Raw genomic sequence first — 25,650 nt, forward strand, 5'->3', positions numbered from 1 at the left:
CGACACAGACCATTCCCCTCACGAGTTCAACGAATATAAATCGCGTACCATTATCGCCCGGATGGTACGACCATTCCAACTCGCGGTGCGTGCCCCTCCCCTGCAACGCGGGTGCCTGCGCCTATCGACGCCACGCCACCGGCACCCGCGCACCCCCCCGATCAATGTGGCGTGCTTGATGTCGGCCTAGTCTTCGTCGACGTAGAGCTTCCCGCGGTACTCCGGGTGCATGAGGTTTTCCTTGCTTAGCACCGCGTCGAGCTCCTCCTCGCTGAGCAGCCCCTTCTCCAGGACGAGCTCGCGGACGCCGCGGCCGGTCGCCGCGGCCTCTTTGCCAATCAGGTCGCCGTTGTGGTGGCCAATCACCGGGTTGAGGTAGGTGATGATGCCGATCGAGTTGGCAACGTAGGCCTCGCACACCTCCTTGTTGGCGGTGATCCCGGTGACGCACTTCTCCCGCAGCGTGCGCGCCGCATTGGAGAGCAGCGAAATCGAGCTGAACAGTGACTGTGCGATCACCGGCTCCATCACATTGAGCTGCAGCTGGCCGGCCTCCGCCGCCATGGAGACGGTGAGGTCGTTGCCAAACACCTTGAAGCAGGCCTGGTTGACTACCTCGGGGATGACCGGGTTCACCTTCGCCGGCATGATCGACGAGCCGGCCTGGCGCTCCGGCAGGTTGATCTCATTGAGGCCGGCGCGCGGCCCGGAGGACAGCAGGCGCAGGTCGTTGCTGATCTTGGACATCTTCATCGCAGCGCGCTTGATCGCGCCGTGCATCATGACGTAGCCGCCGGTATCCGAGGTCGCCTCGATCAGGTTCGGGGACGCCTGGATCTCCAGCTCGGTGACCTCGCGCAGCGCCGCAACAACCTGGTCGCGGTAGCCCTTCGGCGTGTTGATGCCGGTGCCGATGGCGGTCGCACCCAGGTTGATCTCCAGGAGCACGTTCGCCGCGTTGACCAGCGTGCGGTTCTCCTCGCCCAGGTTCTCGCCGAAGGCGGTGAACTCCTCGCCCAGCGTCATCGGGACGGCGTCCTGGAGCTGCGTACGTCCCATCTTGATGATGTCCGCAAACTCATCGCCCTTGGCGCGGAACGCCTTCTGCAAGAGGTCGAATTCCTCGATGAGGCCCTGGACGGCGTAGTACAAGCCGAGGCGGAAGCCGGTCGGGTACGCGTCGTTCGTCGACTGCGACATGTTCACGTCGTCGTTCGGGTTGATCTCGCTGTACTCGCCTTTGTCCTTGCCAATGTGCTCCAGCGCAAGGTTCGCCACGACCTCGTTGGTGTTCATGTTCACCGAGGTGCCGGCGCCGCCTTGGAACGCGTCGATCGGGAACTGGTCCATGCAGCGCCCCTCTTCCAGGATCTGGTCGCAGGCCCACACGATCGCCTCCGCTTTCGCCTTGGGCAGCGCGTGCAGGCGGCGGTTGGCCAGCGCCGCAGCCTTTTTCACCTGCACCATGCCGCGAATAAAATCGGGCACATCATTGATCGTTTCGCCGGAGATTTGGAAATTCTCCATGGCGCGCAGGGTGTGGATGCCGTAGTAGACGTCCGCCGGGACGTCCATCGTGCCGAGCAGGTCTTCTTCTTTGCGAGTCGTCATGCGGACCATCGTACGGAACGGACTTTTACCGCTCATCATTTGCCCGCTTCGGGGGTGAAAACTAGAGGCGCGCGATGCGCAGCTCAGTGGCGATCGTGCCCTCTGTGCCCAGCTCAGCCAGCTGATCCATCACCTGGTTAGCCGTCGCGCGCGGGACCATCGCGCGGACCGCAACCCAGTTCTCGCGCGACAGCGGCGAGACCGTCGGCCCCGTGATGCCCGGGGTCAGCACCAGTACCGCGTCGAGGTTATCGCGGCAGACGTTGTAGTCGATCATCAGGTAGTTGTGCGCGTTGAGGATGCCCTCGATGCGGTTGAGGACCTTCACGTGGGCGTCGTCAAGCTGCATGCCCTGGCGCTTCACGACGACCGCCGCGCTGGAAATAATCGGCTCGCCGAACGGAGCGAGCCCCTGCTGGCGGAGGGTGGCGCCCGTGGAGACGACGTCCGCGATCACGTCGGCGACGCCGAGCTTGATTGAGATCTCCACTGCCCCGTCGAGGCGGATGACCTGGCTGGGGGTAATCCCGCGCTGGGCGAGGTAGTCCTCCACGAGGTGTGGGTAGGAGGTGGCGATGCGCTTGCCTGCGAGGTCCTCGACCGCCCACTGCTCACCCTGCTTCGCGGCAAAGCGGAAGGTGGAGGAGCCGAACCCGAGGTCCAGGACTTCCTCGACCTGCGCGCGGGAGTCTGCGGCGAGGTCGCGGCCGGTAATTCCCAGGTCGAGGTGGCCCTGGGCAACGTAGATGGCGATGTCCTTCGGGCGGAGGAAGAAGAACTCGACGCCGTTGGGCTCGTCAACAATATTGAGCGCCTTGTTCGCGCCGCGGCCCTTGTACCCGGCCTCCTTGAGCACCTGCAGCGCGTGCTCCGAGAGCGAACCCTTATTTGGAACGGCGAGCTTGATCAACGATTTCTCCATGGGTGGTTCTCCGCTGGGGATCTAGAGGTACTTGTACAGGTCGTCCGGGGTGAGGCCGCGCTTGAGCATCATCACCTGCGTCCAATAGAGCAGCTGGCTCATCTCCTCGGCCAGCTCCTCGTCCGACTGGTATTCGGCGGCGATCCAGACCTCGCCGGCTTCCTCGATGATCTTCTTCCCAATGAAATGCGCGCCCATGTCCAAGGCGTCAACCGTGCCGGACCCAGCCGGGCGGTCTGCGGTCCTTTGGGTCAGTTCTGCGAAAAGGTCATCGAAGGATTTCACGCCTTCAAACCTTAGCGGACCTCGCGCGCCGCCGTGGCAAACCAGGAAAAGAGATCCTCCGCGGTGGCGCCGACAAAGCGAGCCGGGTCGAATTGGTAGACCCCGCTCGGGACCGGGTCGCCGAGCCCGAGGACGCGGCACCCGGACTCCGCGGCGGCGGACATGCCAGTCCAGGAATCCTCCACGACGAGACACTCCGCGGTGGGAGCACCAACCCGGCGCGCTGCCTCTTCGTACATGTCGGGCGCCGGCTTGGGGTGGGTGACCTCGTCGCCCGTGATGGAGTCCGTGAACAGTGCCGCGCCGATGGCCGCGATACAGCGGTCCGCCAGAGTGCGCTCCGTGTTCGTTGTGACAAACATGGGCACCCCGGCAGCGCGCAGCTGTTCGAGCAGGGGGCGGATGCCCGGGTTGAGTTCGATACCGCCGGCCAACTTCTCGGCCATGCGCTGGTACATCCAGGCGCGGAGCTCGTCCTGCTCGCCGTTGGCAAGCTCGTAGCCCGCCCACCTCGCGCAGATGCCCAGGGATTCCGCGAAGCTCGCGCCCTCGGTCTTCTTGCGCTCTTCAGGGGACAGCCTGCGTCCGAGTTTCTCCGAGAGTTCGAACGTGGCCTCCGCCCAGAGGGGTTCGGTGTTGATGAGAGTGCCGTCCATGTCCCAGAAGATGGCTGCTGGAGCGGCGATCGCGCTACTCAAAGTCGGGCAGCTCCCCGAGGGCCTCATCGTCCGCGCCGGACGCGATTGCGGCGCGACGGACCACGTCCGCAAGCTCCGACTTCTCCTCCGGTTCCAGCACCGCGTACTCGTGCTTGGCGTTGAACTGCTCCAGGTTGCCGTAAAACGGCTGCACGAGGGCCTTCAACCGCTCTCCGTCCGGGGACGGCTCAATGAGGTCGAATGCGTCAAGGAACATCTCGATGATCTGCTTGAGCTCCGGCAGCGCCTCCGGGTCGAACGGCTGCTCCCACAGCTCCTTGTCGCTTTCTTGCAGGTAGGAGCCGGTGGCAAAGGTGCGGAGGTCATCGATGAACTGGTCAACGTCCGGCTGCAGTCGGGCGCGAATCGAGGTCTCTGGTTGCGTCATGCTTCCCATTGTGATCGACTACGCGAAAACGCGCACCCCGAGCAGGCCGTCGATCGCGTTCACCAGGATGTTGTCGTGGTCGCCGCGGGCCATGTCCAACACCCGCAGGGCGCGCGGGGTGTCCAGGTCGTCCGCCAGCGCGGTGCGCAGCTCGTTGACGTTGGCCAGCGCTTCCGCCTCCGTGACGGGTTGCGCGAGTCGCTCCTGCCAGCGGGCCAGGCGCTGCTCTGCGGCCTCGAGGCCGCGGTAGGAAAAGTCGCGGTCCTCGCGGTAGTGCCCGGCAAACACGGCGAGTCGGATCGCGGCGGCGCTGTGTCCCTGCGCGGTCAGCTTGTGCACGAACACGAGGTTGCCCAGCGACTTGGACATCTTCACGCCGTTGAGGGCGATCATGCCCGAGTGCACGTAGTGGCCCGCCATGCGCGGTTCCGCGTAGGCCGCCTCCGCGTGCGCGGCGGAGAACTCGTGGTGCGGGAAGGCGAGGTCCGAACCGCCGCCCTGGATGGCAAACGTGTGACCCAGCCGGTTGGTCGCAATTGCGGAGCACTCGACGTGCCATCCGGGGCGCCCCGGGCCGATCTTGGTCTGCCACGCGGGCTCGCCCTTACGGGGGCCGCGCCACACCAGTGCGTCGAGCGTATCCTGCTTGCCTTCGCGATCGGGGTCGCCGCCGCGCTCTGCGAAGAACTTCTCCATCGTGGCTCGGTCGTAGTTGGACTCGTAGCCAAACTGCTCGGTGGCGTGAATGGACGCGTACACGTCGCCCTGGTCGAGGCGGTAGGCGGAACCGTTGTCCAGCAGCGTTTGCACCATGGCGGCAACTTCGTCGACAGCTTCCATTGCGCCGATGAAGTCGCGCGGCGGGATCACGGAGAGCTCCTCCATGTCACTGCGGAACAGGGCAATCTGGCTGCGGCCGAGCTCGCGCCAGTCCACGCCGTCACGATCCGCGCGCTCGAAGAGGGGGTCGTCCACGTCGGTGACGTTCTGGACGTAGTGCACTTTGTGGCCGTTGGCCAGCAGCTGTCGGTGCACCAGGTCAAAGGTCAGATAGGTCGCGGCGTGCCCGAGGTGCGTGGAATCGTACGGGGTAATGCCGCAGACGTACATGCCCACCTCCCCGTTAGCGTTCGGCGTGACGTCGACGGCGTGAACGTGTTGATCCGCAGTGTCGTACAGCTGCAGGGGGCGAGGGATGCCAGCAACAGCAGCGACATGAGGAGTAGGCCAGGATTGCATGGCCACTACCCTACCCACTGCTGCCGGGGGCGCCGCTAATCGACGCTGTGCGCTGGCCCCATGGCTCCTAGCCGGCCGCCATCACGCCGGTTCCCAGCAGCAGCATGACCACGAGGCCGAGCGGGACGCGGTACGCGGCGAACCAGGCGAAGGAGTGGTTGGACACGAACTTCAGCAGCCAGGCGATGGAGATGTAGCCAAGCACGAACGCGATCGCGGAACCGATGAGGAGTTGGCTGCCGCTGGCGGCTTGTCCGCTTTCGGGGTTGAAGGCGTCGGGGAGCGAAAAGAGGCCCGACGCGAGCACTGCGGGGATGGCGAGCAGGAAGCTAAAGCGGGTGGCCACCTCACGCTCGAGATTGAGGAACAGGCCGCCGGAGATGGTGCCGCCGGAGCGGGAGACGCCCGGGATCAGCGCGAGGCACTGCCAGAAGCCCATGAGCACGGCGTCCTTCATGGTCAGGTCCTCGAAGCCGCGGGTCTTGGTGCCGCGGCGCTCCGCAAGAATGAAGACGAGCGAGAAAATGATGAGCACCGTCGCGGTAATCCAGAGGTTGCGGAAGTTGTCTCGGATGAGGTCCTTGAGCAGGACGCCCAACACAGCGACGGGGATGGTGCCGGCGATGACCATCCAGCCCATGCGGTAGTCAAAACCGCGCTTGTCCTTGTTTGCAAGGCCGACGAACCAGCCGGAGAGGTAGCGCCAGATGTCCTTGGCAAAGTAGACCAGGACCGCGAGCTCGGTCCCCAGCTGAATGACGGCGGTGAAGCTCGCGCCGGCGTCTTCGCCCCAGAAGAGCTGCGAGACGATGCGGAGGTGCCCGGACGAAGAGACCGGAAGGAACTCGGTGAGCCCCTGCACGATAGAGAGGACGATGACCTGAACCCAGGACATGGATTCGGCCAACTGTGTCGGATCAGTCATGGCAGAACACACTACCCGCGAGTGGCTGCAGGGACCGAACACACACGGCCGGAGCGAAGCTGGCAGGTTGCTAGGGTTAGGGGTTGTGAAATACGGAAAGAGATTTGCCGTTGCGCTCGCGGCCGCGACGTCCTTGGCGCTCGTCGCCTGCGGTTCGGATGTGACGGGTGACCAGCTGGAAGAAAGCATGGGCAACGCGACGCCCGATCCGTCGCCGCAGGCCGCGGACCCCGCCGGGACGGTCTTCCCCTTCGACGCCATCGAAGACCTCGACACCACCGACGGCGTGATCGCCGTCCGCACCGCCAATGCACTCACGGTGGGCACCCTCGACCAGCTGCGGGACGGCAGCGCCGCCGCGCACCCGCTTTCCGGCGAGTGCGGCGATGTCTCTGCGAACGCGGGCACGTTCGCGCTGGGCTGCGGCACCTCGATCATGCTGGTGCGCGCCGATGACCCCGGGCAGGCGGACACGCTCGATGTGGATGAGCGCGTAACGTCCGCGACGGTGACTTCCAGTGGTGACGTGCTCGCCGGCAGCAACAGCGAGCGCGATGTCTGGCTCTACCGCGACGGTGAGCTCGCGGACACCTTCTCGGTGGCGCGCGAGACCGACCAGCTCCAGGCCGTACCCGTCGACGGCCAGGCGGACAGCGTCGTGCGTACCAACCGCTTCGACACCACCGTCCAGGACATCGATTGGGGCAACGGGCGCCAGGGCGGCACACTGCGCGCAGGTCTCGGTGTGGGCAAGATCGCCGCCGGGGCGAATGGTCTGCTGCTTGCCGCCGACGCCACGGGCGACCAGCTCCTCGTCTACACCACCGACGACATCATCCGTCTGCACCAGATGGCCCCGGTCCCGGAGAGCCCGTGGGACGCCGCCTGGGACAACAGCAACCAGGTCGCGTGGGTCACCTCGACGGCGACGAACACCGCCACCGGCTACGACATCTCGCGCGGCGTTCCGCTTCAGCGGGGTGAGCTGGCCACGGTGGGCGATGCGCAGAGCATTGCCACGCTTGACGACGCCACGCTGCTCATCGCCTCCGCCTCCGGCGGCGGCCTCCAGGTCGTTGAGCCGGACGAGCTCCACCTCGACGAACTGCCGGCGACGACCGCAGCGGCCGACGCCCCGACCCAACAGTCTCCTTCCTCCCAGCACAACGAGGGTTAATCATGACGTTTCTCCAAAAAGCAATGCACTCCCTGCCCGACGGTACGCAACTGACGAAGGCTTCCGAAGCGGCCTACGACGCGGCGTACGCCGCCGCGCTGAAGGCGATGTTCCTCCTTCCGCCCGAGCGCATCCACGGGATCATCAACGCAGGCTTGCGCGCGCTGCACGTGGCGAGCCCGGTGAACCGACTCGCGGAGCGCGTCGTGCGCGTGCACGACTCCGCGCTCGAGCAGGAGTGCTTTGGCGTTCGTTTCCCCGCGCCGCTGGGCCTTGCCGCCGGCTTTGACAAGAACGCGTCGTCCCTCGACGCGTGGGGCGCGCTCGGCTTTGGCTACGCGGAGGTCGGGACGGTCACGCCGAAGGCGCAGCTCGGTAACCCGGCTCCGCGCCTGTTCCGCCTCCCCGCGGACAAAGCGATCCTCAACCGCATGGGGTTCAACAACGACGGCGCCCTGCCCGCCGCGCTGAACCTGGACGCCCGGAAGTCGGACGACATTGTGGGCATCAACATCGGCAAGAACAAGACGGCGACCGACGCGGTGGCGGACTACCGGGCCGGCGCCACCGTGCTGGGGCCGCACGCTGATTACTTGGTGGTAAACGTGTCCTCGCCAAACACGCCCGGCCTGCGCGACCTCCAGGCGGTTGAGGAGTTGCGCCCGATCCTCTCCGTCGTTGCAGAGTCCACCGCCACTCCGGTGCTGGTCAAGATCGCCCCGGACCTCTCCGACGAGGACATCGACGCGGTCGCCGACCTGGCCGTGGAGCTGGGGCTCGCCGGCATCGTGGCCACCAACACGACCATTTCGCGCGAGGGCCTGCGCACCCCCGCGGATGAGGTGGAAGCGATGGGCGCCGGTGGCATCTCAGGCGCGCCGCTGAACGATCGCGCCCTTGAGGTCCTGCGCCGGCTGCACGCGCGCGTGGGCGACCAGCTGACGCTCATGAGCGTTGGGGGTATTTCCACGCCGGAGCAGGCGTGGGAGCGCATCGCCGCAGGCGCCAGCCTTCTCCAGGGCTACACCGGGTTCATCTACGGCGGTCCGGCCTGGATCAGCCGTATTCACCGCGGGATCGCGGCGCAGGTGCGCGCCCACGGGCTGGAAAACATCGCGCAGGCGGTGGGCAGCGAGCTGCCCTACCTGCGGTAGTCGCTCCCCCGCTTACGCCCGTGGGCGCGTAGTGCGTCGCAGCACGATGGCGCAGAGTAACGCTGCGACGCCCCACAGGGCGGGCCAGTACGTCTGCGTGTAGAAGAGCGTGTGCGTAGGCAACGCGACGCCCAAGCCGATGAGCACGAGCGCGATAATAAGCGCGGCGACCTGCGTGCGCGAACCCTCGTGCGAGGTGCTCACCGTAGCGAACGCGCCGATGATCACCGCAGCGATGAGGACGGTCAGGGTTTGGAGTGTGAGGGCAAAGAGCTCCTCACCACGCAAGACCGAGAGAATAGTAAAGAGGAAGAGCGCGGCGGCGAGCGTGATAAACGCTCCGCCGACGCGAAGTTGAAGCGGGGCCATGACGGATCGGTCTACTTGGTCTCGGTCCAGCCCCACGCGATCGCGCGGCCCACGCTGTGGAAGTACAGGTTAAAGCCGAGCTGCGTCGGGTTCGCGATCTGGTCCGCCGGCAGCTCCTCCACGTCGACCGCGTGCACTGCGAACAGGTAGCGGTGCGGGCCGTGCCCCACGGGCGGGTTCGCGCCGTAGAAGCCAGGCGCGCCCGAATCACCAACCAGCTGGATCGCACCGACGCCCAAGTCCTCCTTGGACGCATCGCCGGTCGCAATGGACTGCGTGCTCACCGGAATGTTGAACGCGGCCCAGTGCCAGAAGCCAGAGGTCGTCGGCGCGTCTGGGTCGTAGCACGTAATGGCCAGGGACTTGGTCCCCTCCGGAAGGTCGGACCAGGCCAGCTGAGGCGACGTGGCATCGTCGCCGACCAGGGAGTCGGGCAGCTCGGCGCCGTCCTCGAAGTCGGTGGAGCTAAGCGGGAACGACGGCAGGTCCTTCAACGCTGCGTACGGGTCCGGGCCGGGAAAACGGTCTGAAACGTAGGAAGCAGTCATACAGATATTTCTACCCCAGCGCTGTGACTTTCGCCATGATTTTCACTAAAAGTTCTGTGGGTTCACGGCGTGATGCGTGATGGGCGGGAGCGGCAGAATGCCAAGGGTGTGGTTTGGAAGCGCAAATGTGCCCATTGCACCCTAAAAAGCGGTGTTGTGCAGGCGATTTGTGTGTTTTACGCCGAGCACCTTATAGTGTTTCAAGTGCCCAGCCGAGAGGCTGAAACACCCGGCCCGGGTGGCGGAATGGCAGACGCGCTAGCTTGAGGTGCTAGTGTCCTATTAACGGACGTGGGGGTTCAAGTCCCCCCTCGGGCACAACCGACCGGCCTCCTACGATGGAGGCCGGTTATCTTTTTGTACAAGGAGGTTTGGCGGTGGCGCAGCGTCAACCTACAGCGCGCCCCTCAACCGGTCGGATCGCGCTGCTCGCGCTCGCTGCGGTGGGGTTCGTTGCGGCGTGGTGGCTCCTGGACGTCCCCTCCCTCGCCACGCTCCGCACGTGGGCGGAATCGACCGGCCCCTGGTTCCCGCTCGTTTTCTGGCTGCTCTACGTACTCATCACGCAGTTCCCCATCCCGCGGACGGTCATGACGCTGTCTGCGGGCATCCTCTTCGGCACCGGGCTCGGCATCGCGCTCTCGCTGACGGCGACCACGGTCGCCGCGGTCATCTCGCTCCTCATCGTGCGATTCCTGCTGCGCGATTGGGTCGAGCCCCGCCTCACCCACCCCGCCGTGCAAAAGATCAACGCGCGCCTGGAGCAGCGCGGCTGGCTGGCCGTGACCAGCCTGCGCATGATCGCTGGAGTCCCCTTCTCCATCATGAACTATGCCGCAGCACTCACCCGCGTACGCGTCCTTCCCTTCGCCATCGCCACGCTCCTCGGCTCAGCGCCCAACACCGTGCTCGTCGCAGTCTTCGGAGACACGCTCACGGGCCACGCCAACCCGTGGGTCATCGTCGCCGTTGTCGTGTTAGCAGTGCTGGGTGTCGGGGGCTTGCTTATCGACGCCACCCTGCCCACCCGCGACACGCCCACCCCGAAGAGTAAAGGCCTGAACGTAGACCAGGCGTAACATCTCGGTCATGATTGCAGTCCACGCGAGGTACCGGGGAAGGGATAAGGCGCGCGCCGAGGTCGTGCGGCGCTCGGCTGAGGCGCTCGCGACGCTGCCTGGCGTCGGCGAGTTTGAACTGTGCAGCGTGGAGGACATCCGCGCCGATGTCGTCGGGCCCGAGCACGCGCTCAACGTGATCATGGCGCTACTCTCCGACGGCGACTGGGCCATCGGCCTGGGGATCACGGGACACGGACGCGCCGTCTTCGCGGCGACGGACGCGGTGGGCACGCGACCCGCGCAGGTGAAGGTCGTAGTGGACACGCCGGACCCGGGCACCTCCGCAAACGACATCGAGGCGACGTTCGCGCTTCTGGGCTACGTGCTGCACAAGCGCACCCTGGAAGGCCGAGAGGCCACCTCGCTGGTGCGAGGTGGCCTCAATCAGAACGAAGCGGCTGCGGAGCTAGGCATCTCCAAGCAGGCGATAAGCCAGCGGCTGCAGGCCGCCGGCTGGCAGGCGGAGCAGTCGGGGTGGAAGCTGGCGCTGAACCTCCTCACGCAGGCGTCGCAAAGCGCTTAATGCGCTACCCCTGGTACGGGCGATTCGGTTCGTCGGCCGGCAGCGGATCCTGCGGGCCCGCACCGAGTTCACGGCGACTGCTTCCCGGGGCAACCTGCGGGGCGTCTTGCGTCGGATCCGGGTCGTCGACATGCTTGTTGGCCACCGCGCGGGCCTCGGCGAGCGCCTTGGCCAGCTCCGGGTCGGTGGAGGTGTCGAACCAGGAGTCCGTGTTTTCCGCCTCCGCCATCTCCTTGGTTTCCTCGTCCACGTTTGCCGGCTCGTAGCGGAACACGCCGTCCTCGCCCTTGCCCGCGAACGCCTGCGCAAACTGCTGCAGCGAGTCGCCGAACTGGGACGGGATCATCCACATCGTGGCCGCTTCGTTTTCCGCGATCTTGGGCAGCTTTTCCAGGTACTGGTACGCCAGGAGTTCCGGTGTGACGCCGGAGGACTTCACGGCCGCGTTGACCTTCTGGATCGCGCGTGCCTCGCCCTGTGCGGCCAAGTACTTCGCGGCGCGCTCGCCCTCTGCGCGCAGGATCATAGCCTGACGCTCCGCCTCCGCGTTCAGAATGGCGGCGTGCTTCTCGCCCTCGGCGGAGAGGATGCGTGCTTGCTTCTCGCCCTCGGCAGTTTTGATGTCGGATTCACGCCTGCCCTCTGCGGTGAGGATCATTGCGCGCTTTTCTCGGTCCGCCTTCATCTGCATCTCCATGGACTGCTGGATCGACGGCGGCGGTTCAATGGCCTTAAGCTCAACTCGGCTGATACGAAGGCCCCACTTGCCGGTGGCCGCGTCAAGTTCGCCGCGCAGGCGGCGGTTGATGGTTTCGCGGGAGGTCAACGTCTCTTCAAGCGTCATGCCGCCAACCACGTCGCGCAGTGTGGCGGTAGAAATCTGCTCCACGCCGACAAGATAGTTGTCCACGCCGTAGATGGCCTTGGCGGGATCGTTGATCTGAAACGTGACCACCGTGTCGATGGCGACAGTGAGGTTGTCCTGCGTGATCACGGCCTGCGGCGGGAAGGACACGACGCGCTCGCGGGTGTCCACGCGTGCGCGGACGGAGTCAATGAACGGGATGAGGAGGGTCAAGCCACCGGAGACCGTGCGGGTGTAGCGGCCAAGCCGCTCGATCACCGCGGCTTCACCCTGTGGAATCAGTTTCACCGATGCGAAGAGGAGCGCCGCCACCAGCGCAATGATGACGACGAGGACAATAGTTGGGCCCATCTAACGTTCCTTCCAGACGACCGCGACAGGGCCGTCAATGTCTGCCACTGTGACAATATCGCCGGCGACGATCGTGTCCGCCGGATCCAGCGACCTCGCGGACCAGATGGAACCGTCCATCCGGACCTGGCCGCCCGTGGGGCCGAAGGCCTCGAGCACCTCCGCGCGCTGCCCCACCAGGGCTCGCGGGGAATCGTCGTACACCTTCGGCTGGTGGTAGCGCTTGTGCAGGTAAGGCCGCAAGAAAAACCAGAACGCCGCCGAGGAGGCGACGAACGCGAGGACTTCCGCCCACAGCGGAACCCCGGCCAGTGCCACCCCGGCGGTAGTGAGTGCGCCGGCCCCGAGCATGAGTAGCGTGAACTCACCCACCGCCAATTCAAGGCCGGCGAGGACAGCTGCTGCGACAAACCAAACGAGTGCTCCCACGTGCTCAAGGTTACAGGAGCTTACAGATCCTCTTTGGACAACTCTGGATTGGTGACAAAGTCGACGAGCCGTTCTACGGCGCCGATCAGGGTCGAGTCGAGATCGCGGAACGTCTCCACCGCCGAGTACACACGGCGCCACCCATCCTTCGGGTCCGACCAGCCGAGGCGTTTGCACACGCCCGTCTTCCAGTCCTCCCCGTACGGCACGTCTGGCCAGGCGGGGATTCGCAGCTTCTCCGGCTTCACCGCGGCCCAAATGTCGATGTATGGGTGCCCCGTCACGAGCACGTGTTCGCCGACGTTGCGGACCAGGCGCGACTCCTTCGTGCCCTCGACGAGGTGGTCTGCGAGCACGCCGATTCGGCGCCCAGGCCCCGGCTGAAACTCGTCTAGGCGCGCCTGGAGGTTGTCCAACCCTTCGAGGTACTCCACGACGACGCCTTCGACCCGGAGGTCGTGGCCCCAGACCTTTTCCACAATCGCGGCGTCGTGAATGCCCTCGACCCAGATCCGGCTCGGCATGGCCACCTTCGCGCGGACATTCTCAACCTTCCGGGAGCCCGAGTTGGAGCGCTTCGGCCCGGAGTCCTGCTTGGGTACGTAGCGGGTCAGCGTGACGCGCTGTCCCTCCACCATGAACGCGCCGGGGAGCATCTTAAACAGTCGCTCGGTGCCGTAGCGGTCTTCGAGGCGGACGAAGTCGCCGTCGTAGGTGCGCTCGAAGCCGATGACCGCCCCGACGAAGTCGTTGCCCACGATCTCGACGATGATCCCGGGCTTTGCCGGCATCTCCGGGTAGGTCGGGCGCTTGCGTCGCGCATGACCCTGAAAAATGTCTGCTCCGTAGCGGTCGTCATAGCTCATAGTGACCAGAGTGTATCTTCCCCAACCCCCGGTTCCTGTTAGGATACCCCGGATGCAAACTCGTGCCGAGGTTTATTCACCGCTCCAGAACACTGCCGTGTGGCTCGCCGCATGGCTGTACAACGTCGAATCCAGCGACGAAACCATGGACGCCTTGCGCGACCTCGGCGGCACCCACGAATACCTCGGCGGCCCGTTGTTGCCGCTGCTTCGCGACGTCCGCGCCGCAGCCGACCTGGACACCCCGGGTCCAGCGGTCCGCCTCATCCTCTGGGGACCGGGCCAGGCCGCCGGACTCATCGCAGGCAGCCCCGCTATGGAAGCTCTCACCCCGGCCGGCGCGATCGTCGTCCGTGGCGCGGACCAATCGCACATCCTCGTCCCCGACTACACGGGCGCGTCCGTGCACTGGCGGTGGTTCGAGGAGTCCCGCCGGCTCCCGGAGCCCGCGTGGCTCAGCCCCGGCGAGGCCGATGCGCTCCTGTCCCAGGCAACCAACCAGGCAGCAGTGCTTATCGACGCCACCCGCTCCGCCAACCCCGCAAACCAAGTACTTCGCGAACTCCCCCACCCGCGCCTGACTGTGGGGACGCTCGCGGACTTCTACGACACACCCGGCTTGCCTGCGGGCGTCACGCCGCGCGCGGCGAAGCTGTTCGCCCGCGCTGACCGGGTGGCGGCGATCATTGAGACGGTGACCGACCGGTTAGACGATCACTCCTTCGACCCCCAGCTCTTCGCGCTGTGGCGCCATATCCGCACCGCCCGCATGGCAGGCGTCGCCGACGCGGTGGTGGATTACCAGCGCGAGTACGCGGCGTCCACCGGCGGCGCTTAGTTGCTAGTGCGCGCGGGCGGGCCGCTTCCGCGGCTCGCAGCACCCTTCGCAGCACGGGGCGCCGTTGCGGGTGCAACCCTGGACGGTGAGCGTCGACAGGCTCGCTGGCTGCTCGCCCCGGGCGACCGCCTCCGCGATGTCGACGACCATGGACGCAAACTCCTGGGTCAGCCCCACGGTCGCGACGCGGTCCAGCGTGACCCCGTGCTCCTCGCAGGCCTGCCGGAGCTCGGTGTCTAAGTCCCACACAACCTCCATGTGGTCCGTAATAAACCCGATGGGGACGCAGATGAGGTGCTGCACGTTGGCGTCGGCAAGCGCCTCCGCCCGGTCCACCACATCCGGCTCGAGCCACGGCGTGGCCGGGTTCCCCGACCTGGATTGCCAGACCACCTCGTAGTCGGGCGCGCCAGCGCGCTCCGCGACGAGCCGCGCGGCCTCCGCAACCTGCCGGGAGTAGAGGTTGGCGTTAACGGGGCCACCCGAGGCAACATCGGCCGCCGTGGGCACGCTGTGGGCGGTAAACAGCACCCGGTAGTCCTTCCCCTGCGCCTGCGCGAGCGCCTCCTTGAGGCCTGCCGCCACCTGGTCGATGAACGCCTCGTTGCCGTAAAACTGCCACAGCTTGGTGAACTCGACCTCGGGTGCCACCTCGCGCATGCGCTGTATGTCCTCGTCGTACTGCCTGCAGGCGGAATAGCCGCCCCACGCGCTCGTGGCGAAGACGAGGACGCGGCGCGCGCCGTCTGCGGCGAGCTGCTTCGCGGTGTCCTCGGCAAACGGGTGCCAATTGCGGTTGCCAAAATAGACGGGCAACTTGATCCCGCGGCGCTCCAGCTCGGCGTTGATGTTGGTGATCAGCGTGCGGTTCTGCTGGTTAATGGGGCTCACACCGCCAAAGTGGAAGTAGTGCTCGCCGACGGTAGCCAGCCGTTCCTTGGGAATGCCCCGGCCGCGCGTGACGTTCTCCAAAAACGGAATAACCTCGTCCTTTCCTTCGGGGCCGCCGAAGGAAAGGACGAGGAGTGCATCGTAGTCAGATAACTTCATGCCACTGATGGTAGTGCGGTGGCGATCCGCGGCGTCACACCGCTTCGCCGCCTAGAGCAAACGCACCGCGTTCGGGGCCATTCCGGAATAACGCACCGGGGAAATCTGCACGTTCTGCCCGGCCTGCGGGGCCTCGATCATGGTGCCGTCGCCAAGATAGATGGCCACGTGCTGGTTGCCGCCCGGACCCCAGAACAGGAGGTCGCCGCGCTGCGCCTCGCTCGCCGGCACCTGGGTGCCGCGCTGGTACTGGTACCCGGTGTAGTGGGGCAGCGAAATGCCCACCGCAGCGAAGGCGTAGAGCACGAGGCCCGAGCAATCGAAGCCCGCCTGGCTGCCGCCGTCCACGCCCGTGGTCGGACCGTTGGCGTCACCGCCGCCCCACACGTACGGGGTGCCGATGGCAGACTGGGCGCGGGCGATCACAGTCTCGATGGAACCGGAGCTAGAGGCGCTTTGCGAGCCGCTGGCCTTGCCCACGGCGCTCTGAATCGTGTCTGAGACCGTTGCTGCGGAGTCGACCTCCGGGAGCACGGAGTTGAGATCCTCAGTGGTGCCAGTGGATGCGGATTCTTCGTCCGAGGTCTGGTTCACCTGCGCGGCCCCACCGGCGCCGAGCGCGTCGCTCAGCCCGCCGGCGAACGCCGCGATGACCTCGCTGTCGCTCGAGGAGCCGTACGGGCTTTCCAGGCTTGTGTGGTTGGCTTGGGTCGCGCCAACCATCGCGGCGGCGGCGATGATTCCTGCCGCCGCGGCGATGGTGTCTTCGGAGATGTTCAGGTCACTGGACATGCCGCCGAAGGACGGCGCTGGCGCGTCGGGTGCGCCGGCTGCGCCCGCCTCCGGCTCCGATTGCAGGCTCTCCCCGTTCGCTGCGGCGGCGTTGGTGAGGGCTTGCGCGACCGTCTCCGAGCTCAGCTGTGCGACCGAGGGATCGATGTCCGCCGCGTGCTGCTCGACGCGAAGCACCACGTCCTCGGGGATCTCGTCAGCAGTGACCTGCTGCTCAGGGGCGGCAGCGGACGCTTCAATGCTCGGCTGCGCGGCTTGGCCCTGCGCGGACTGCTGCTGCGCCCCTTCCGACTCGGCCGTCTGGGAGGTCGCAGGTGCCGCCGTCTCGCCCGAGTCCGCCGCCTCAGTCGGGCTACCGGACTCGCTCGCATCGGTCTGGGGGGCCGATCCCGACGCCTGGCGCTGCTCGGCTAACGACGCCTGAGCGCTGTCCAACTCGGACTGCGCCCGATCACGCTCGCGACGCTGCTCGGCCAGGGCCTCGCTGGTGGAGTCAAGCAGCTCGCGGGCCTCGGCCTCCGCGGCCTCCGCCTCGCTGGCGGTCGACTCGGCGAGCTGGCTCGCTTTGCGCTGGATCGACGCCTCGTTGGCTGCCTCGGTGCGTGCGCGCTCGACCTCGTCGAGCTTCGCCCGGCGTTCGTCGCTGCGCTGACGCAGGTACAGCGAACGGTCGAGCACGTCCTTCTGGGCGTCACCGCTGGTGGCCATGTCGAGCCCGCCGCTCTGGCCGGCGCCGCGGTACTGCGACCGCGTGACCTCGTCGAGCGCTGCTCGCGCCTCCTCGACGGCGTGTTCCGAGGCCTCCAGGCGCTTCTTCGCTTCCTCTGCACCCTGGCGAGCCTGCTCGGCGCGGCCTTGGGCGTCCTTGAGGTCCACGAGCGCCTGATTGACCTTTTCCTGCAGGTCGCCGATGTTCAAATTCAGGTCATCGATGTTGGACTGCGCCTGCGAAATGCTGGTGACCAGCTCCGTCATGGACGCAGGTTGCGCGGTTGCCACTGGGGTGACCAGCGTCGCCGCGAGAGACAGAGTTGTGGAACACGCGATCGTGCCGAGCGCAATGCGCGCGCGACCCGACCGGGTGAACCTCGATGGTTCTACCACGGAATGGGGCTCCTCACGCCGCGCGCCCAGGCATGACAAATCAAGCGAGGAGCAAAGTGCTTCTCGACGATTCACCGCCACAGGTGACTAGCCTGCAGCCTTGACGCGCAGCCCTAATGGGTTGACTACTGATGCAGGCACGCGAGCCTTCAGCCCCACCTTCGTTACCGGCCTGGTTCTTGGCGTGCTTCCCCACATGCCCGAACCGGGGCCTTTACCGAATGACGAGTTCAGTCAAGGAGTAAGGCCTGAAACGATTGGTGTTGCATTCAGCTCACGAGCCGACAGCAAGACCATACGACACGTAATCAACTTGTTGCACAATCTTTACCAAAAACCACAACAGTCAAGGCTTTTCACATGACCTGATAGCGCCAGGTACAGCAGATATAGCCGATACGAACAAGTAGTGTGAAGTTCGACACATTTCCCGGCAGGGGGGGACAAGTCGCCATGGCCGTTGCGCTGGGATCGCGATGCGGCTGCGTATCCCTTGATGCAAGACAAAACCGTCAAGGCGAACGACTTGACTTATTGAGGGGGTGGCTAACGGCGTGCGCGCCAGGCGGACAACACCGCGATGCACGCAAGCGCGAGCACCACCGCTCCAACGGCAATCCCCCACGCCACGGAGTGCCCCTGCGTCGCCTCAGCGAACGCGACGACCCCTTTCGGGTAATCAGGCTGGGCCACCATCGCAGTTTGCCCGCGCTCGATCGCCGCCCGGCTGAGCGAATCGCTCACCGCGATAGCGGCGTTCGGCGTCCGGACCACGACTGTGTCATAACCGGTGCCATTGAGGAGGTCCTGTGCGACGTCGCGAAGGTCTGCAATCTGCGGTGGGGTCTGCTCAAGCACAACGAGCCCAGCCTCCCCCATGTCGTCGGCCGGTGCTTGCGTCAGCGCGTCGCGCATTGCGGCTTCGAGCGGTACGTTGACGGGGTTTTCCGTCCCAAAGGCGATCCCATCCTCCTGGAGCTGGGCTTCCAGACTCGCCATGTCAACGTCTACTGGAATCACGTCGTCCCTTTCCGCTCGCATTCGCCGTCGTTACGGAGTGTAATCGGCTCGCCGTCGCGCTATGCGCTCCGGTCTTCCAACATGCAGCCGGAAACCTACCACGCGTTTGGGGGTAGGCAGTGTGGTCAGAGTGAGCGCGTTCCGCCCTCGCCGTCGCTGCGTTTGCCCAGGTGCTTTGATTATCCGGGTGCGTTTGCCCCCGCGGATGAGGGGATTTGGTTGCTCGGGGGCGTCGATAAGTGCGCCCTAGCGCAAAACATAACGACCGTACTGTTATTATGGCGACGGAACCGTGAGAGGTCGCATATCATTATTGGTTGACCATCACGTGTCATAGTTCCCAGATTTGCATTACGACGAGAAATGGAGCTCACTGTGGCTGAAAGCAAGAACTCCTTCAACGCTAAGCAGACCCTCGAGGTCGGCGGTAAGTCCTACGACTACTTTGCCCTCGATGCGGTTGACGGCATGAAGAAGCTGCCCTACTCCCTGAAGGTGCTCGGCGAGAACCTGCTGCGCACCGAGGACGGCAAGAACGTCACCGAAGACCACATCAAGGCAATCGCCAACTGGGATCCGTCGGCAGAACCGTCGATTGAGATCCAGTTCACCCCGGCCCGCGTCCTCATGCAGGACTTCACCGGCGTGCCCTGCGTCGTCGACCTTGCAACCATGCGCGAGGCAGTCAGCGACCTCGGTGGCAGCCCGGACCAGGTCAACCCGCTGAACCCGGCCGAGATGGTCATTGACCACTCCGTCATCATCGAGGCATTCGGCTCCGACGCTGCACTGGATAAGAACGTCGAGATCGAGTACCAGCGCAACGAGGAGCGCTACCAGTTCCTGCGTTGGGGCGCTGAGAACTTCTCCAACTTCCGCGTCGTTCCGCCGGGAACCGGCATCGTCCACCAGGTCAACATTGAGTACCTCTCCCGCGTCGTCTTTGACAACGAGGGCCTTGCCTACCCGGATACCTGCATTGGTACCGACTCCCACACCACCATGGAGAACGGCCTGGGCATCCTGGGCTGGGGCGTCGGCGGCATCGAGGCAGAGGCGGCCATGCTGGGCCAGCCGGTGTCCATGCTCATCCCCCGCGTTGTCGGCTTCAAGCTCACCGGTGAGATCCCGGTCGGCGTGACCGCTACCGACGTCGTGCTGACCATCACCGAGATGCTCCGCGAGCACGGCGTGGTGCAGAAGTTCGTCGAGTTCTACGGCAACGGCGTCAAGCAGATCCCGCTGGCAAACCGCGCCACCATCGGCAACATGAGCCCGGAGTTCGGCTCCACCTGCGCGATCTTCCCGATCGACGAGGAGACCATCAACTACCTCGAGCTGACCGGCCGCGACCAGGAGGACATCGACCGCGTCGAGGCATACGCCAAGGCACAGGGCATGTGGCTGGAGCAGGACGCCGAGGAGGCCGAGTACTCCGAGTACCTCGAGCTGGACCTCTCCACCGTCGTGCCGTCCATCGCCGGCCCGAAGCGCCCGCAGGACCGCATCCTGCTGTCCGAGGCCAAGAACACCTTCCGCACCCAGCTGCCGGACTACAACACCGCTGGCAACGACGTCACCGAGCCGGTGCGCGCCGAGAAGACCGAGACCGTGGACTACAACCAGTCCTGGCCGGGTCACGGCGAGTCTGCCGCGGACGGCGCCGAGGGCCGCGCTTCCAAGCCGGTCATCGTCGAGTCCCCGCAGGGCGGCGAGTACACCCTCGACCACGGCATGGTTGCCATCGCTGCAATCACCTCTTGCACCAACACTTCCAACCCGTCCGTCATGGTCGGCGCCGCACTGCTCGCGCGCAAGGCTGCTGAAAACGGCCTGCACGCCAAGCCGTGGGTCAAGACCATCATGGCTCCCGGTTCCCAGGTTGTCGACGGCTACTACGAGCGCGGCGACCTGTGGAAGGATCTTGAGGCAGTCGGCTTCTACCTCACCGGCTTCGGCTGCGCATCCTGCATCGGTAACTCCGGCCCGCTGCCGACCGAGGTCTCCGACGCCATCAACGAGTACGACCTGACCGCCACCGCGGTCCTGTCCGGTAACCGTAACTTCGAGGGCCGCATCTCCCCCGACGTGAAGATGAACTACCTGGCCTCCCCGCTGCTGGTCATCGCGTACTCCATTGCCGGCACCATGGACTTCGACTTCGACGCCCAGCCGCTCGGCCAGGACGCCGACGGCAACGACGTCTTCCTCAAGGACGTGTGGCCGTCCACCGAGGAGATCGAGAGCACCATTTCCGGCATCATCTCCCGCGAGATGTACGAGGCTGACTACGCCGACGTGTTCAAGGGCGACGAGCAGTGGCAGAACCTGGACATCCCGCAGGGCAAGACCTTCGACTGGAACGAGGACTCGACCTACATCCGCAAGGCTCCGTACTTCGACGGTATGCCGGAGCAGCCGGAGGCAGTCGAGGACATCGCCGGCGCACGCGTGCTGGCCAAGCTCGGCGACTCAGTGACCACCGACCACATTTCCCCTGCTTCCTCCATCAAGCCGGGCACCCCGGCGGCGAACTACCTGGACGAGCACGGTGTGGCACGCCACGACTACAACTCCTTCGGTTCCCGTCGTGGTAACCACGAGGTCATGGTCCGCGGTACCTTCGCCAACATCCGCCTGCGCAACGAGCTGGTGGACGAGCAGGGCGGCTACACCCGCGACTTCACCCAGGAGGGCGCACCGCAGGCGTACATCTACGACGCCGCGATGAACTACGCAGAGAAGAACATCCCGCTCGTGGTCATCGCCGGCAAGGAGTACGGCACCGGTTCCTCCCGCGACTGGGCCGCAAAGGGCACCAACCTGCTCGGTGTGAAGGCCGTCATCGCGGAGTCCTTCGAGCGCATCCACCGCTCGAACCTCATCGGCATGGGCGTGCTGCCGCTGCAGTTCCCCGAGGGCCAGTCGCACGGCTCCCTGGGCCTCGACGGCACCGAGACCTTCGAGGTCACGGGCATCACCGCCTTTAACGACGGCGACACGATCCCGGAGACCGTCCACGTTGCAGCAACGAAGGACGGCGGCGAGAAGGTCGAGTTCGACGCAGTTGTCCGCGTCGACACGCCTGGTGAGGCAGAGTACTTCCGCCACGGCGGCATCCTGCAGTACGTGCTGCGCCAGATGGTCAAGAACTAACTCCTTGACCCTGTAGAGGGGTAACCCGGGCCTCCCGCCCGGGTGCCCCTCTTCGTTTTCTCACCACCGAACCATTCATCCCACACCCCTATTACAGGAAGGATTGCACCGCGCATGCCCATCGTCAGTGAAGGCGAACTCGCACGTCGGCGCCAAGAAATCATTGATGCCGCTCGGCTCTGCTTCGCCCACTACGGCTTCGAAGGCGCTACCGTGGCCAAGCTCGAACAGGCTACGGGCAAGACGCGCGGGGCAATCTTCCATCACTTTGCGGATAAGGAAGCGCTGTTTCTCGCCATCGCGAGCGAGGACGCGGAGCGGCAGGCGGCGGTGGTGAGCAACCAGGGCCTGGTCGAGGTGATGCGCGACATGCTCCACCACCGCGAAAAGAACGACTGGTTTGTCACCCGCGCGGAGATCGTCCGCAAGCTCCGCACCGACCCGGAGTTTGAGCAACGGTGGCGCGCTCACCAAGAGGTTCTGGACCAAGCTGTCCATGATCGCATCGTGTCCAACCGAGCCATGCGCGAGGACGTCGCCATCGACGTTGTCCAGACTTACCTGGAGACGGTGTTCGAAGGATTCGTGGTCAAGCTCGCTGCGGGCGAGCCCGTCGAGCGCCTGGAGGCCATGCTCTCGCTCGTCGAGCAGTCGGTCCGTAAGCCGGTTAGTGAAAAATAGACCAAGCGGTATAGAATTACCGCTATGTCCAAGCTGCTTTTCCTCTCCCTGCGACAAGGCGAGCTCGCACCCGAGATCGCGCGTGCCGAATACCACGACGTCCTTAACGCCGCCGGCCTGAGCGAGGTTGACGTCGAGCTCAAGATCCTGGACCGGGTTGACGAGGAAGTTGGATCGCTGGAGGCCATTAGCGGGATCATCATCGGCGGCAGCTCGCTCAACGTCAGCAACGCCGAGTACTCACCGTGGCAGCGCCACATTAACGACGTGCTCGCGGGCGTGGTCGAATCGGGCTTGCCAGTATTTTTCGTCTGCTTTGGCATCTCGTGGCTGGTTGATCACCTCGGTGGCACCGTCGGCCACACACACCCGGAGAACTCAGGCCCGACGAGCGTTGCGTTGACGGCCGCCGGCCGCGGCGACAGGCTGCTGCGCGGCGCCACGGAGCAGTTCACAGCACTCACCGGGCACACCGAGAACCCGGACGCAGACAGTCTCCCGGAGGCGCTTACCGTCCTCGCCACCGGACCCACCTGCCCCGTCCAGATGGTCCGCTACGGCGACCACGTGTGGGCCACCCAGTTCCACGCTGAAATGGACGCCGCCGCGATGCACACCCGGATGGACTTCTTCTACAACTACGGGTACTTCCCCGCCGAGGACTACGCTCGTATCGTCGCCGATTTGCCCAACCACGACGTTGCCTGGGCCAACGCGATCCTGCGGAACTTTGCACAGTACTGCTTCGACCGCAGCCCGGCCCACGCGCCGAAGGCGTAGCAGGAACCCTGGAGAGAGTTCCGTGGCAGATTAGCGCCCGATCTCGCGCACCGGGGTCTGCCCGTTCTGGAACTCAAATGGGTTCGCAATCCCCGCGACGCTGTCGCGACCAGCCAGCTCGACGATCACTTCAGCGACGAGCTCGCGCGAGGTCTGCGGGTGGCCCTGGGCGTCGTCCCCCTCGAGATCGATGGTGGCGTAGCCGGGCACGGGGCCGTCGACAAGCATGCCCGGGCCAAGAATGACCTGCTCGAGGTCGCTGTCCATGATGCGCACATCGACCGTCTTTTTGGACTCGACGTAGGCGTACCACGCGCCGTCATCATCCGTGGTGGCGAAGCGCGCGCCCGCGTAGGACACCATGAGAAGTCGGGGCGTGTGCTCGGTGAGCTGCTCAAGCGCTTCCACGACGCGCAGCGCCGCGTCTCGGTCCACAGCGTAGGTCGCCTCGGCGGAGCTTCCGCCCGCGCCAGCGGACCACACCACCACATCAAACTTGGACAGCAGCGCCGCCCACTGCTCTACCGTGAGGTCCGTGATGTCGCGCACCATTGCCTGCGCGCCCGCCTGCTCGATGCGGGCGACGTGATCGGGATTGCGCACAAGGCCGGTGACCTCGTGGCCCTGCTGGACCAGCAGCGGCACCGAGTGGCGGCTCACGTGACCGCCCGCGCCGATGACGAGCACACGCGCGGTGCGCTCAGGCGTTTCCGACGCCGTGGTGGCAAAAGGTTGGGGTGCAGAAGCATTGGGGGTGTTCGCTGAATCAGTCATGCGGCCCACCGTAACCAACTCGGCGCGGACTCGCTGTGGCGCAACTCTCACCCGTGTCCGTACGTGCCACTATGATGGTCCCTCATGCACGCAATTATTACGACTACCGGCCCGGACCGCGTTGGCATCATCGCCGCAGTCGCAGGCGCCGCGGCAGAACGCAACCTGAACATTCTCGACGTCTCGCAGACGCTCATGGACAACTACTTCACCATGGTCATGCGCGTCGCATTGCCGGACGATACCCCGGATATGGGCGAGCTCCAGGACCACCTGGCCCAAGTGGGCGACGCACTCGGGGTGGTCGTGCGCATTCAGTCCGAGGACCTGTTCACCGCGATGAACGAAGTCTAGGGGCGGCGCGATGGCTACAGACTTCGACTTCAAATCCGGCCACATCCTCGACGTCATCAAAATGATCGAGGACTACCGCCTAGACATCCGCACCGTGACCATGGGCATTTCGCTCATCGGCTGCACCCGCTCCACCATGGACGCCACCTGCCAGGCGGTGTACGACCGCGTCACCGCACGCGCCGCCCGCCTCGTCGAGGTATGCGAGGGCATCGAGCGCGAGCTGGGCATCCCGATCGTGAACAAGCGCATCTCCGTCTCCCCCGTCTCGCTCGTCGCCGCCGGCGTGGATGGCAACCCGGTCGACATCGCACGAGCCCTGGACAAGGCGGCGTCGGAGCTCGGCGTGAACTTCGTCGGTGGTTACTCCGCGCTCGTGGAAAAGGGTGCGACGTCCTCGGACCGCCGGCTCATCGACTCGATCCCCGAGGCGCTGAGCGTGACCCAGGCGGTCTGTGGCTCCGTGAACGTGGGTACCTCGCGCGCCGGCATCAACATGGACGCCGTGGCGCGAATGGGCGAGGTAGTCAAGGAGGCCGCCGAGCTGACCAAGGACGAGTCCTCCATCGCCTGCGCGAAGCTCGTCGTGTTTGCCAACGCCGTGGGTGACAACCCGTTCATGGCTGGCGCATTCCACGGCATTGAGGAGCCGGACACCGTCGTCTCTGTCGGCGTATCCGGCCCGGGCGTGGTGGACAATGCGATCACCCCGCTCAAGGGTGCGTCGCTCAACGAGATCGCCGAGGAGATCAAGAAGGCCGCGTTTAAGATCACGCGCGCCGGCCAGCTCGTGGGCAACATGGCCGCCGAACGACTCGGCGTGCCGTTTGGCATCGTCGACCTCTCGCTCGCCCCGACAGCGGAGGTCGGCGACTCAGTGGCGCACATCCTCGAACACATCGGGCTCGAGCAGGTGGGCACCCACGGCACTACGGCGGCGCTCGCCCTGCTCAACGACGCGGTGAAAAAGGGCGGCATGATGGCCTGCTCCCGCGTCGGTGGCCTGTCCGGCTCCTTCATCCCGGTCTCCGAGGACCAGGGCATGATTGACGCCGTGCACTCCGGCGCAATTTCCATGGACAAGCTCGAGGCGATGACCTCGATCTGCTCCGTCGGCTTCGACATGATCGCGATCCCCGGCGACACCCCGGCCGAAACCATCGCGGGCATGATTGCCGACGAAGCCGCGATCGGCATCATGAACCATAAGACCACCGCCGCACGCCTCATCCCAGTCCCGGGCACGAAGCCGGGCGACGAGGTGAGCTTCGGCGGACTGCTCGGCTACGCGCCAGTCATTCCGGTGAACACGAAGGGCAGCGCCGAGATGATCCGGCGCGGCGGCTTCATCCCGGCGCCGGTGCACGGTTTTAGGAACTAGTGGCGCTTCCTCCCGATGAGGAAGTAGGCGGCCCAGCCAAGCGTGTTCACCGCGCCAATGATGGGCGCCCACAGCCACTTCGGGCCGCGCACCCTGCCGTCTTTCGCACGCGCCAGGTCGCGCAGCGCAAGCGCCTTGCCGAGCGCGTCAATGGCGGCCAGAGCGCCGACGATGGTCTTCTGGTCGCTCGACATGGCGTTCCACGCGTCGCGGAACATGGTGATGAGGTCGTTGTTCTTCGTCATACCA

General features: G+C 65.5%; 27 protein-coding genes and 1 tRNA gene. 11 read left to right on the plus strand and 17 right to left on the minus strand.

What is annotated here, in order from left to right:
• Window positions 1-186: 186 nt before the first annotated feature.
• The 7 genes from aspA to CKJ84_RS01695 form a co-directional block, all read right to left on the minus strand.
• Entirely contained in the window at window positions 187-1,611 is a 1,425-nt protein-coding gene (aspA, locus tag CKJ84_RS01665) for an aspartate ammonia-lyase (protein ID WP_095536228.1), read from the minus strand.
• A 61-nt stretch (window positions 1,612-1,672) separates the two neighbouring features.
• On the minus strand, window positions 1,673-2,521 hold the full coding sequence (hisG, locus tag CKJ84_RS01670; protein ID WP_095546373.1) for an ATP phosphoribosyltransferase: 849 nt from the start codon (window positions 2,519-2,521) through the stop codon (window positions 1,673-1,675).
• A gap of 33 nt (window positions 2,522-2,554) precedes the next feature.
• On the minus strand, window positions 2,555-2,818 hold the full coding sequence (locus CKJ84_RS01675) for a phosphoribosyl-ATP diphosphatase (RefSeq protein WP_095545742.1): 264 nt from the start codon (window positions 2,816-2,818) through the stop codon (window positions 2,555-2,557).
• An 11-nt stretch (window positions 2,819-2,829) separates the two neighbouring features.
• Complete coding sequence (locus tag CKJ84_RS01680; protein ID WP_255407218.1) at window positions 2,830-3,516, minus strand: HAD family phosphatase; 687 nt, start codon at window positions 3,514-3,516, stop codon at window positions 2,830-2,832.
• Window positions 3,509-3,913, minus strand: a complete 405-nt coding sequence (locus tag CKJ84_RS01685) for a hypothetical protein (protein ID WP_095276571.1) — start codon at window positions 3,911-3,913, stop codon at window positions 3,509-3,511. Before CKJ84_RS01685 ends, CKJ84_RS01680 begins: the two co-directional genes overlap by 8 nt.
• Window positions 3,914-3,922: 9 nt before the next feature.
• Entirely contained in the window at window positions 3,923-5,143 is a 1,221-nt protein-coding gene (mshC, locus tag CKJ84_RS01690; protein WP_095545743.1) for a cysteine--1-D-myo-inosityl 2-amino-2-deoxy-alpha-D-glucopyranoside ligase, read from the minus strand.
• Window positions 5,144-5,210: 67 nt separating this feature from the next.
• Window positions 5,211-6,068: an undecaprenyl-diphosphate phosphatase gene (locus CKJ84_RS01695; protein WP_095545744.1), complete on the minus strand. Its 858-nt coding sequence runs from the start codon at window positions 6,066-6,068 to the stop codon at window positions 5,211-5,213.
• Window positions 6,069-6,153: 85 nt separating this feature from the next.
• On the opposite strand from CKJ84_RS01695, the gene CKJ84_RS01700 reads away from it, so the two are divergent.
• Window positions 6,154-7,245 carry a hypothetical protein gene (locus CKJ84_RS01700; protein WP_233125441.1) on the plus strand — a complete coding sequence of 364 codons (1,092 nt, stop codon included), beginning with the start codon at window positions 6,154-6,156 and terminating at the stop codon, window positions 7,243-7,245.
• A gap of 2 nt (window positions 7,246-7,247) precedes the next feature.
• Complete coding sequence (locus CKJ84_RS01705; protein WP_369801145.1) at window positions 7,248-8,399, plus strand: quinone-dependent dihydroorotate dehydrogenase; 1,152 nt, start codon at window positions 7,248-7,250, stop codon at window positions 8,397-8,399.
• A 12-nt stretch (window positions 8,400-8,411) separates the two neighbouring features.
• Here the strand turns inward: CKJ84_RS01705 and CKJ84_RS01710 are convergent, their stop codons facing one another.
• Entirely contained in the window at window positions 8,412-8,768 is a 357-nt protein-coding gene (locus CKJ84_RS01710) for a hypothetical protein (protein WP_095276562.1), read from the minus strand.
• An 11-nt stretch (window positions 8,769-8,779) separates the two neighbouring features.
• A complete protein-coding gene (locus CKJ84_RS01715; RefSeq protein WP_095545745.1) occupies window positions 8,780-9,316 on the minus strand; it encodes a YbhB/YbcL family Raf kinase inhibitor-like protein in 537 nt (178 codons plus the stop codon).
• Between the two features lie 232 nt (window positions 9,317-9,548).
• Here CKJ84_RS01715 and CKJ84_RS01720 point away from each other — a divergent pair.
• From CKJ84_RS01720 to CKJ84_RS01730, 3 genes are all read left to right on the plus strand, one after another.
• Window positions 9,549-9,634: transfer RNA gene (locus CKJ84_RS01720), tRNA-Leu, on the plus strand.
• 59 nt (window positions 9,635-9,693) lie between these two features.
• The gene (locus tag CKJ84_RS01725; protein ID WP_233125442.1) at window positions 9,694-10,395 is read left to right on the plus strand and encodes a TVP38/TMEM64 family protein; all 702 of its coding nucleotides are present in this window, start codon (window positions 9,694-9,696) and stop codon (window positions 10,393-10,395) included.
• A gap of 10 nt (window positions 10,396-10,405) precedes the next feature.
• Window positions 10,406-10,960: a MarR family transcriptional regulator gene (locus CKJ84_RS01730; RefSeq protein ID WP_095536158.1), complete on the plus strand. Its 555-nt coding sequence runs from the start codon at window positions 10,406-10,408 to the stop codon at window positions 10,958-10,960.
• A 4-nt stretch (window positions 10,961-10,964) separates the two neighbouring features.
• Here CKJ84_RS01730 and CKJ84_RS01735 read toward each other — a convergent pair whose 3' ends face one another.
• The 3 genes from CKJ84_RS01735 to CKJ84_RS01745 are packed head-to-tail and all read right to left on the minus strand — an operon-like array spanning window position 10,965 to window position 13,471.
• Complete coding sequence (locus CKJ84_RS01735; RefSeq protein ID WP_095536159.1) at window positions 10,965-12,176, minus strand: SPFH domain-containing protein; 1,212 nt, start codon at window positions 12,174-12,176, stop codon at window positions 10,965-10,967.
• The gene (locus tag CKJ84_RS01740) at window positions 12,177-12,605 is read right to left on the minus strand and encodes an NfeD family protein (protein WP_095536594.1); all 429 of its coding nucleotides are present in this window, start codon (window positions 12,603-12,605) and stop codon (window positions 12,177-12,179) included.
• Window positions 12,606-12,625: 20 nt separating this feature from the next.
• Entirely contained in the window at window positions 12,626-13,471 is an 846-nt protein-coding gene (locus CKJ84_RS01745) for a DUF3097 domain-containing protein (RefSeq protein WP_095545747.1), read from the minus strand.
• Window positions 13,472-13,523: 52 nt separating this feature from the next.
• On the opposite strand from CKJ84_RS01745, the gene CKJ84_RS01750 reads away from it, so the two are divergent.
• On the plus strand, window positions 13,524-14,309 hold the full coding sequence (locus CKJ84_RS01750) for a hypothetical protein (RefSeq protein ID WP_095276540.1): 786 nt from the start codon (window positions 13,524-13,526) through the stop codon (window positions 14,307-14,309).
• A 3-nt stretch (window positions 14,310-14,312) separates the two neighbouring features.
• On the opposite strand, the gene CKJ84_RS01755 is transcribed toward CKJ84_RS01750, so the two are convergent.
• From CKJ84_RS01755 to CKJ84_RS01765, 3 genes are all read right to left on the minus strand, one after another.
• Entirely contained in the window at window positions 14,313-15,359 is a 1,047-nt protein-coding gene (locus tag CKJ84_RS01755) for a ferrochelatase (RefSeq protein ID WP_095545748.1), read from the minus strand.
• A gap of 51 nt (window positions 15,360-15,410) precedes the next feature.
• Window positions 15,411-17,255 (minus strand): DIP1281 family NlpC/P60 protein, encoded by a 1,845-nt coding sequence (locus CKJ84_RS01760; protein ID WP_095545749.1) that lies wholly within the window; start codon window positions 17,253-17,255, stop codon window positions 15,411-15,413.
• Between the two features lie 546 nt (window positions 17,256-17,801).
• Entirely contained in the window at window positions 17,802-18,275 is a 474-nt protein-coding gene (locus CKJ84_RS01765; RefSeq protein WP_158221662.1) for a DUF6676 family protein, read from the minus strand.
• A gap of 375 nt (window positions 18,276-18,650) precedes the next feature.
• Here CKJ84_RS01765 and acnA point away from each other — a divergent pair, with 375 nt between their 5' ends.
• From acnA to CKJ84_RS01780, 3 genes are all read left to right on the plus strand, one after another.
• Window positions 18,651-21,431: an aconitate hydratase AcnA gene (acnA, locus tag CKJ84_RS01770; RefSeq protein WP_233125443.1), complete on the plus strand. Its 2,781-nt coding sequence runs from the start codon at window positions 18,651-18,653 to the stop codon at window positions 21,429-21,431.
• A gap of 114 nt (window positions 21,432-21,545) precedes the next feature.
• The gene (locus tag CKJ84_RS01775; RefSeq protein ID WP_095536166.1) at window positions 21,546-22,112 is read left to right on the plus strand and encodes a TetR/AcrR family transcriptional regulator; all 567 of its coding nucleotides are present in this window, start codon (window positions 21,546-21,548) and stop codon (window positions 22,110-22,112) included.
• A 24-nt stretch (window positions 22,113-22,136) separates the two neighbouring features.
• The gene (locus tag CKJ84_RS01780; protein WP_095545752.1) at window positions 22,137-22,892 is read left to right on the plus strand and encodes a hypothetical protein; all 756 of its coding nucleotides are present in this window, start codon (window positions 22,137-22,139) and stop codon (window positions 22,890-22,892) included.
• Window positions 22,893-22,922: 30 nt separating this feature from the next.
• Here the strand turns inward: CKJ84_RS01780 and CKJ84_RS01785 are convergent, their stop codons facing one another.
• Complete coding sequence (locus tag CKJ84_RS01785) at window positions 22,923-23,666, minus strand: NAD(P)H-binding protein (protein ID WP_095545753.1); 744 nt, start codon at window positions 23,664-23,666, stop codon at window positions 22,923-22,925.
• An 84-nt stretch (window positions 23,667-23,750) separates the two neighbouring features.
• Here CKJ84_RS01785 and CKJ84_RS01790 point away from each other — a divergent pair, with 84 nt between their 5' ends.
• Window positions 23,751-24,020 carry an ACT domain-containing protein gene (locus CKJ84_RS01790; RefSeq protein WP_095545754.1) on the plus strand — a complete coding sequence of 90 codons (270 nt, stop codon included), beginning with the start codon at window positions 23,751-23,753 and terminating at the stop codon, window positions 24,018-24,020.
• Window positions 24,021-24,030: 10 nt separating this feature from the next.
• The gene (locus CKJ84_RS01795; RefSeq protein ID WP_095545755.1) at window positions 24,031-25,401 is read left to right on the plus strand and encodes a PFL family protein; all 1,371 of its coding nucleotides are present in this window, start codon (window positions 24,031-24,033) and stop codon (window positions 25,399-25,401) included.
• Here CKJ84_RS01795 and CKJ84_RS01800 read toward each other — a convergent pair.
• Complete coding sequence (locus tag CKJ84_RS01800) at window positions 25,398-25,646, minus strand: PLDc N-terminal domain-containing protein (RefSeq protein WP_233125444.1); 249 nt, start codon at window positions 25,644-25,646, stop codon at window positions 25,398-25,400. The two genes, CKJ84_RS01795 and CKJ84_RS01800, sit on opposite strands and share 4 nt — an antisense overlap.
• Window positions 25,647-25,650: the final 4 nt, after the last annotated feature.

It is taken from the genome of Corynebacterium sp. NML 120412, from assembly GCF_002285155.1.
GTDB classification, from domain to species: domain Bacteria; phylum Actinomycetota; class Actinomycetes; order Mycobacteriales; family Mycobacteriaceae; genus Corynebacterium; species Corynebacterium gottingense.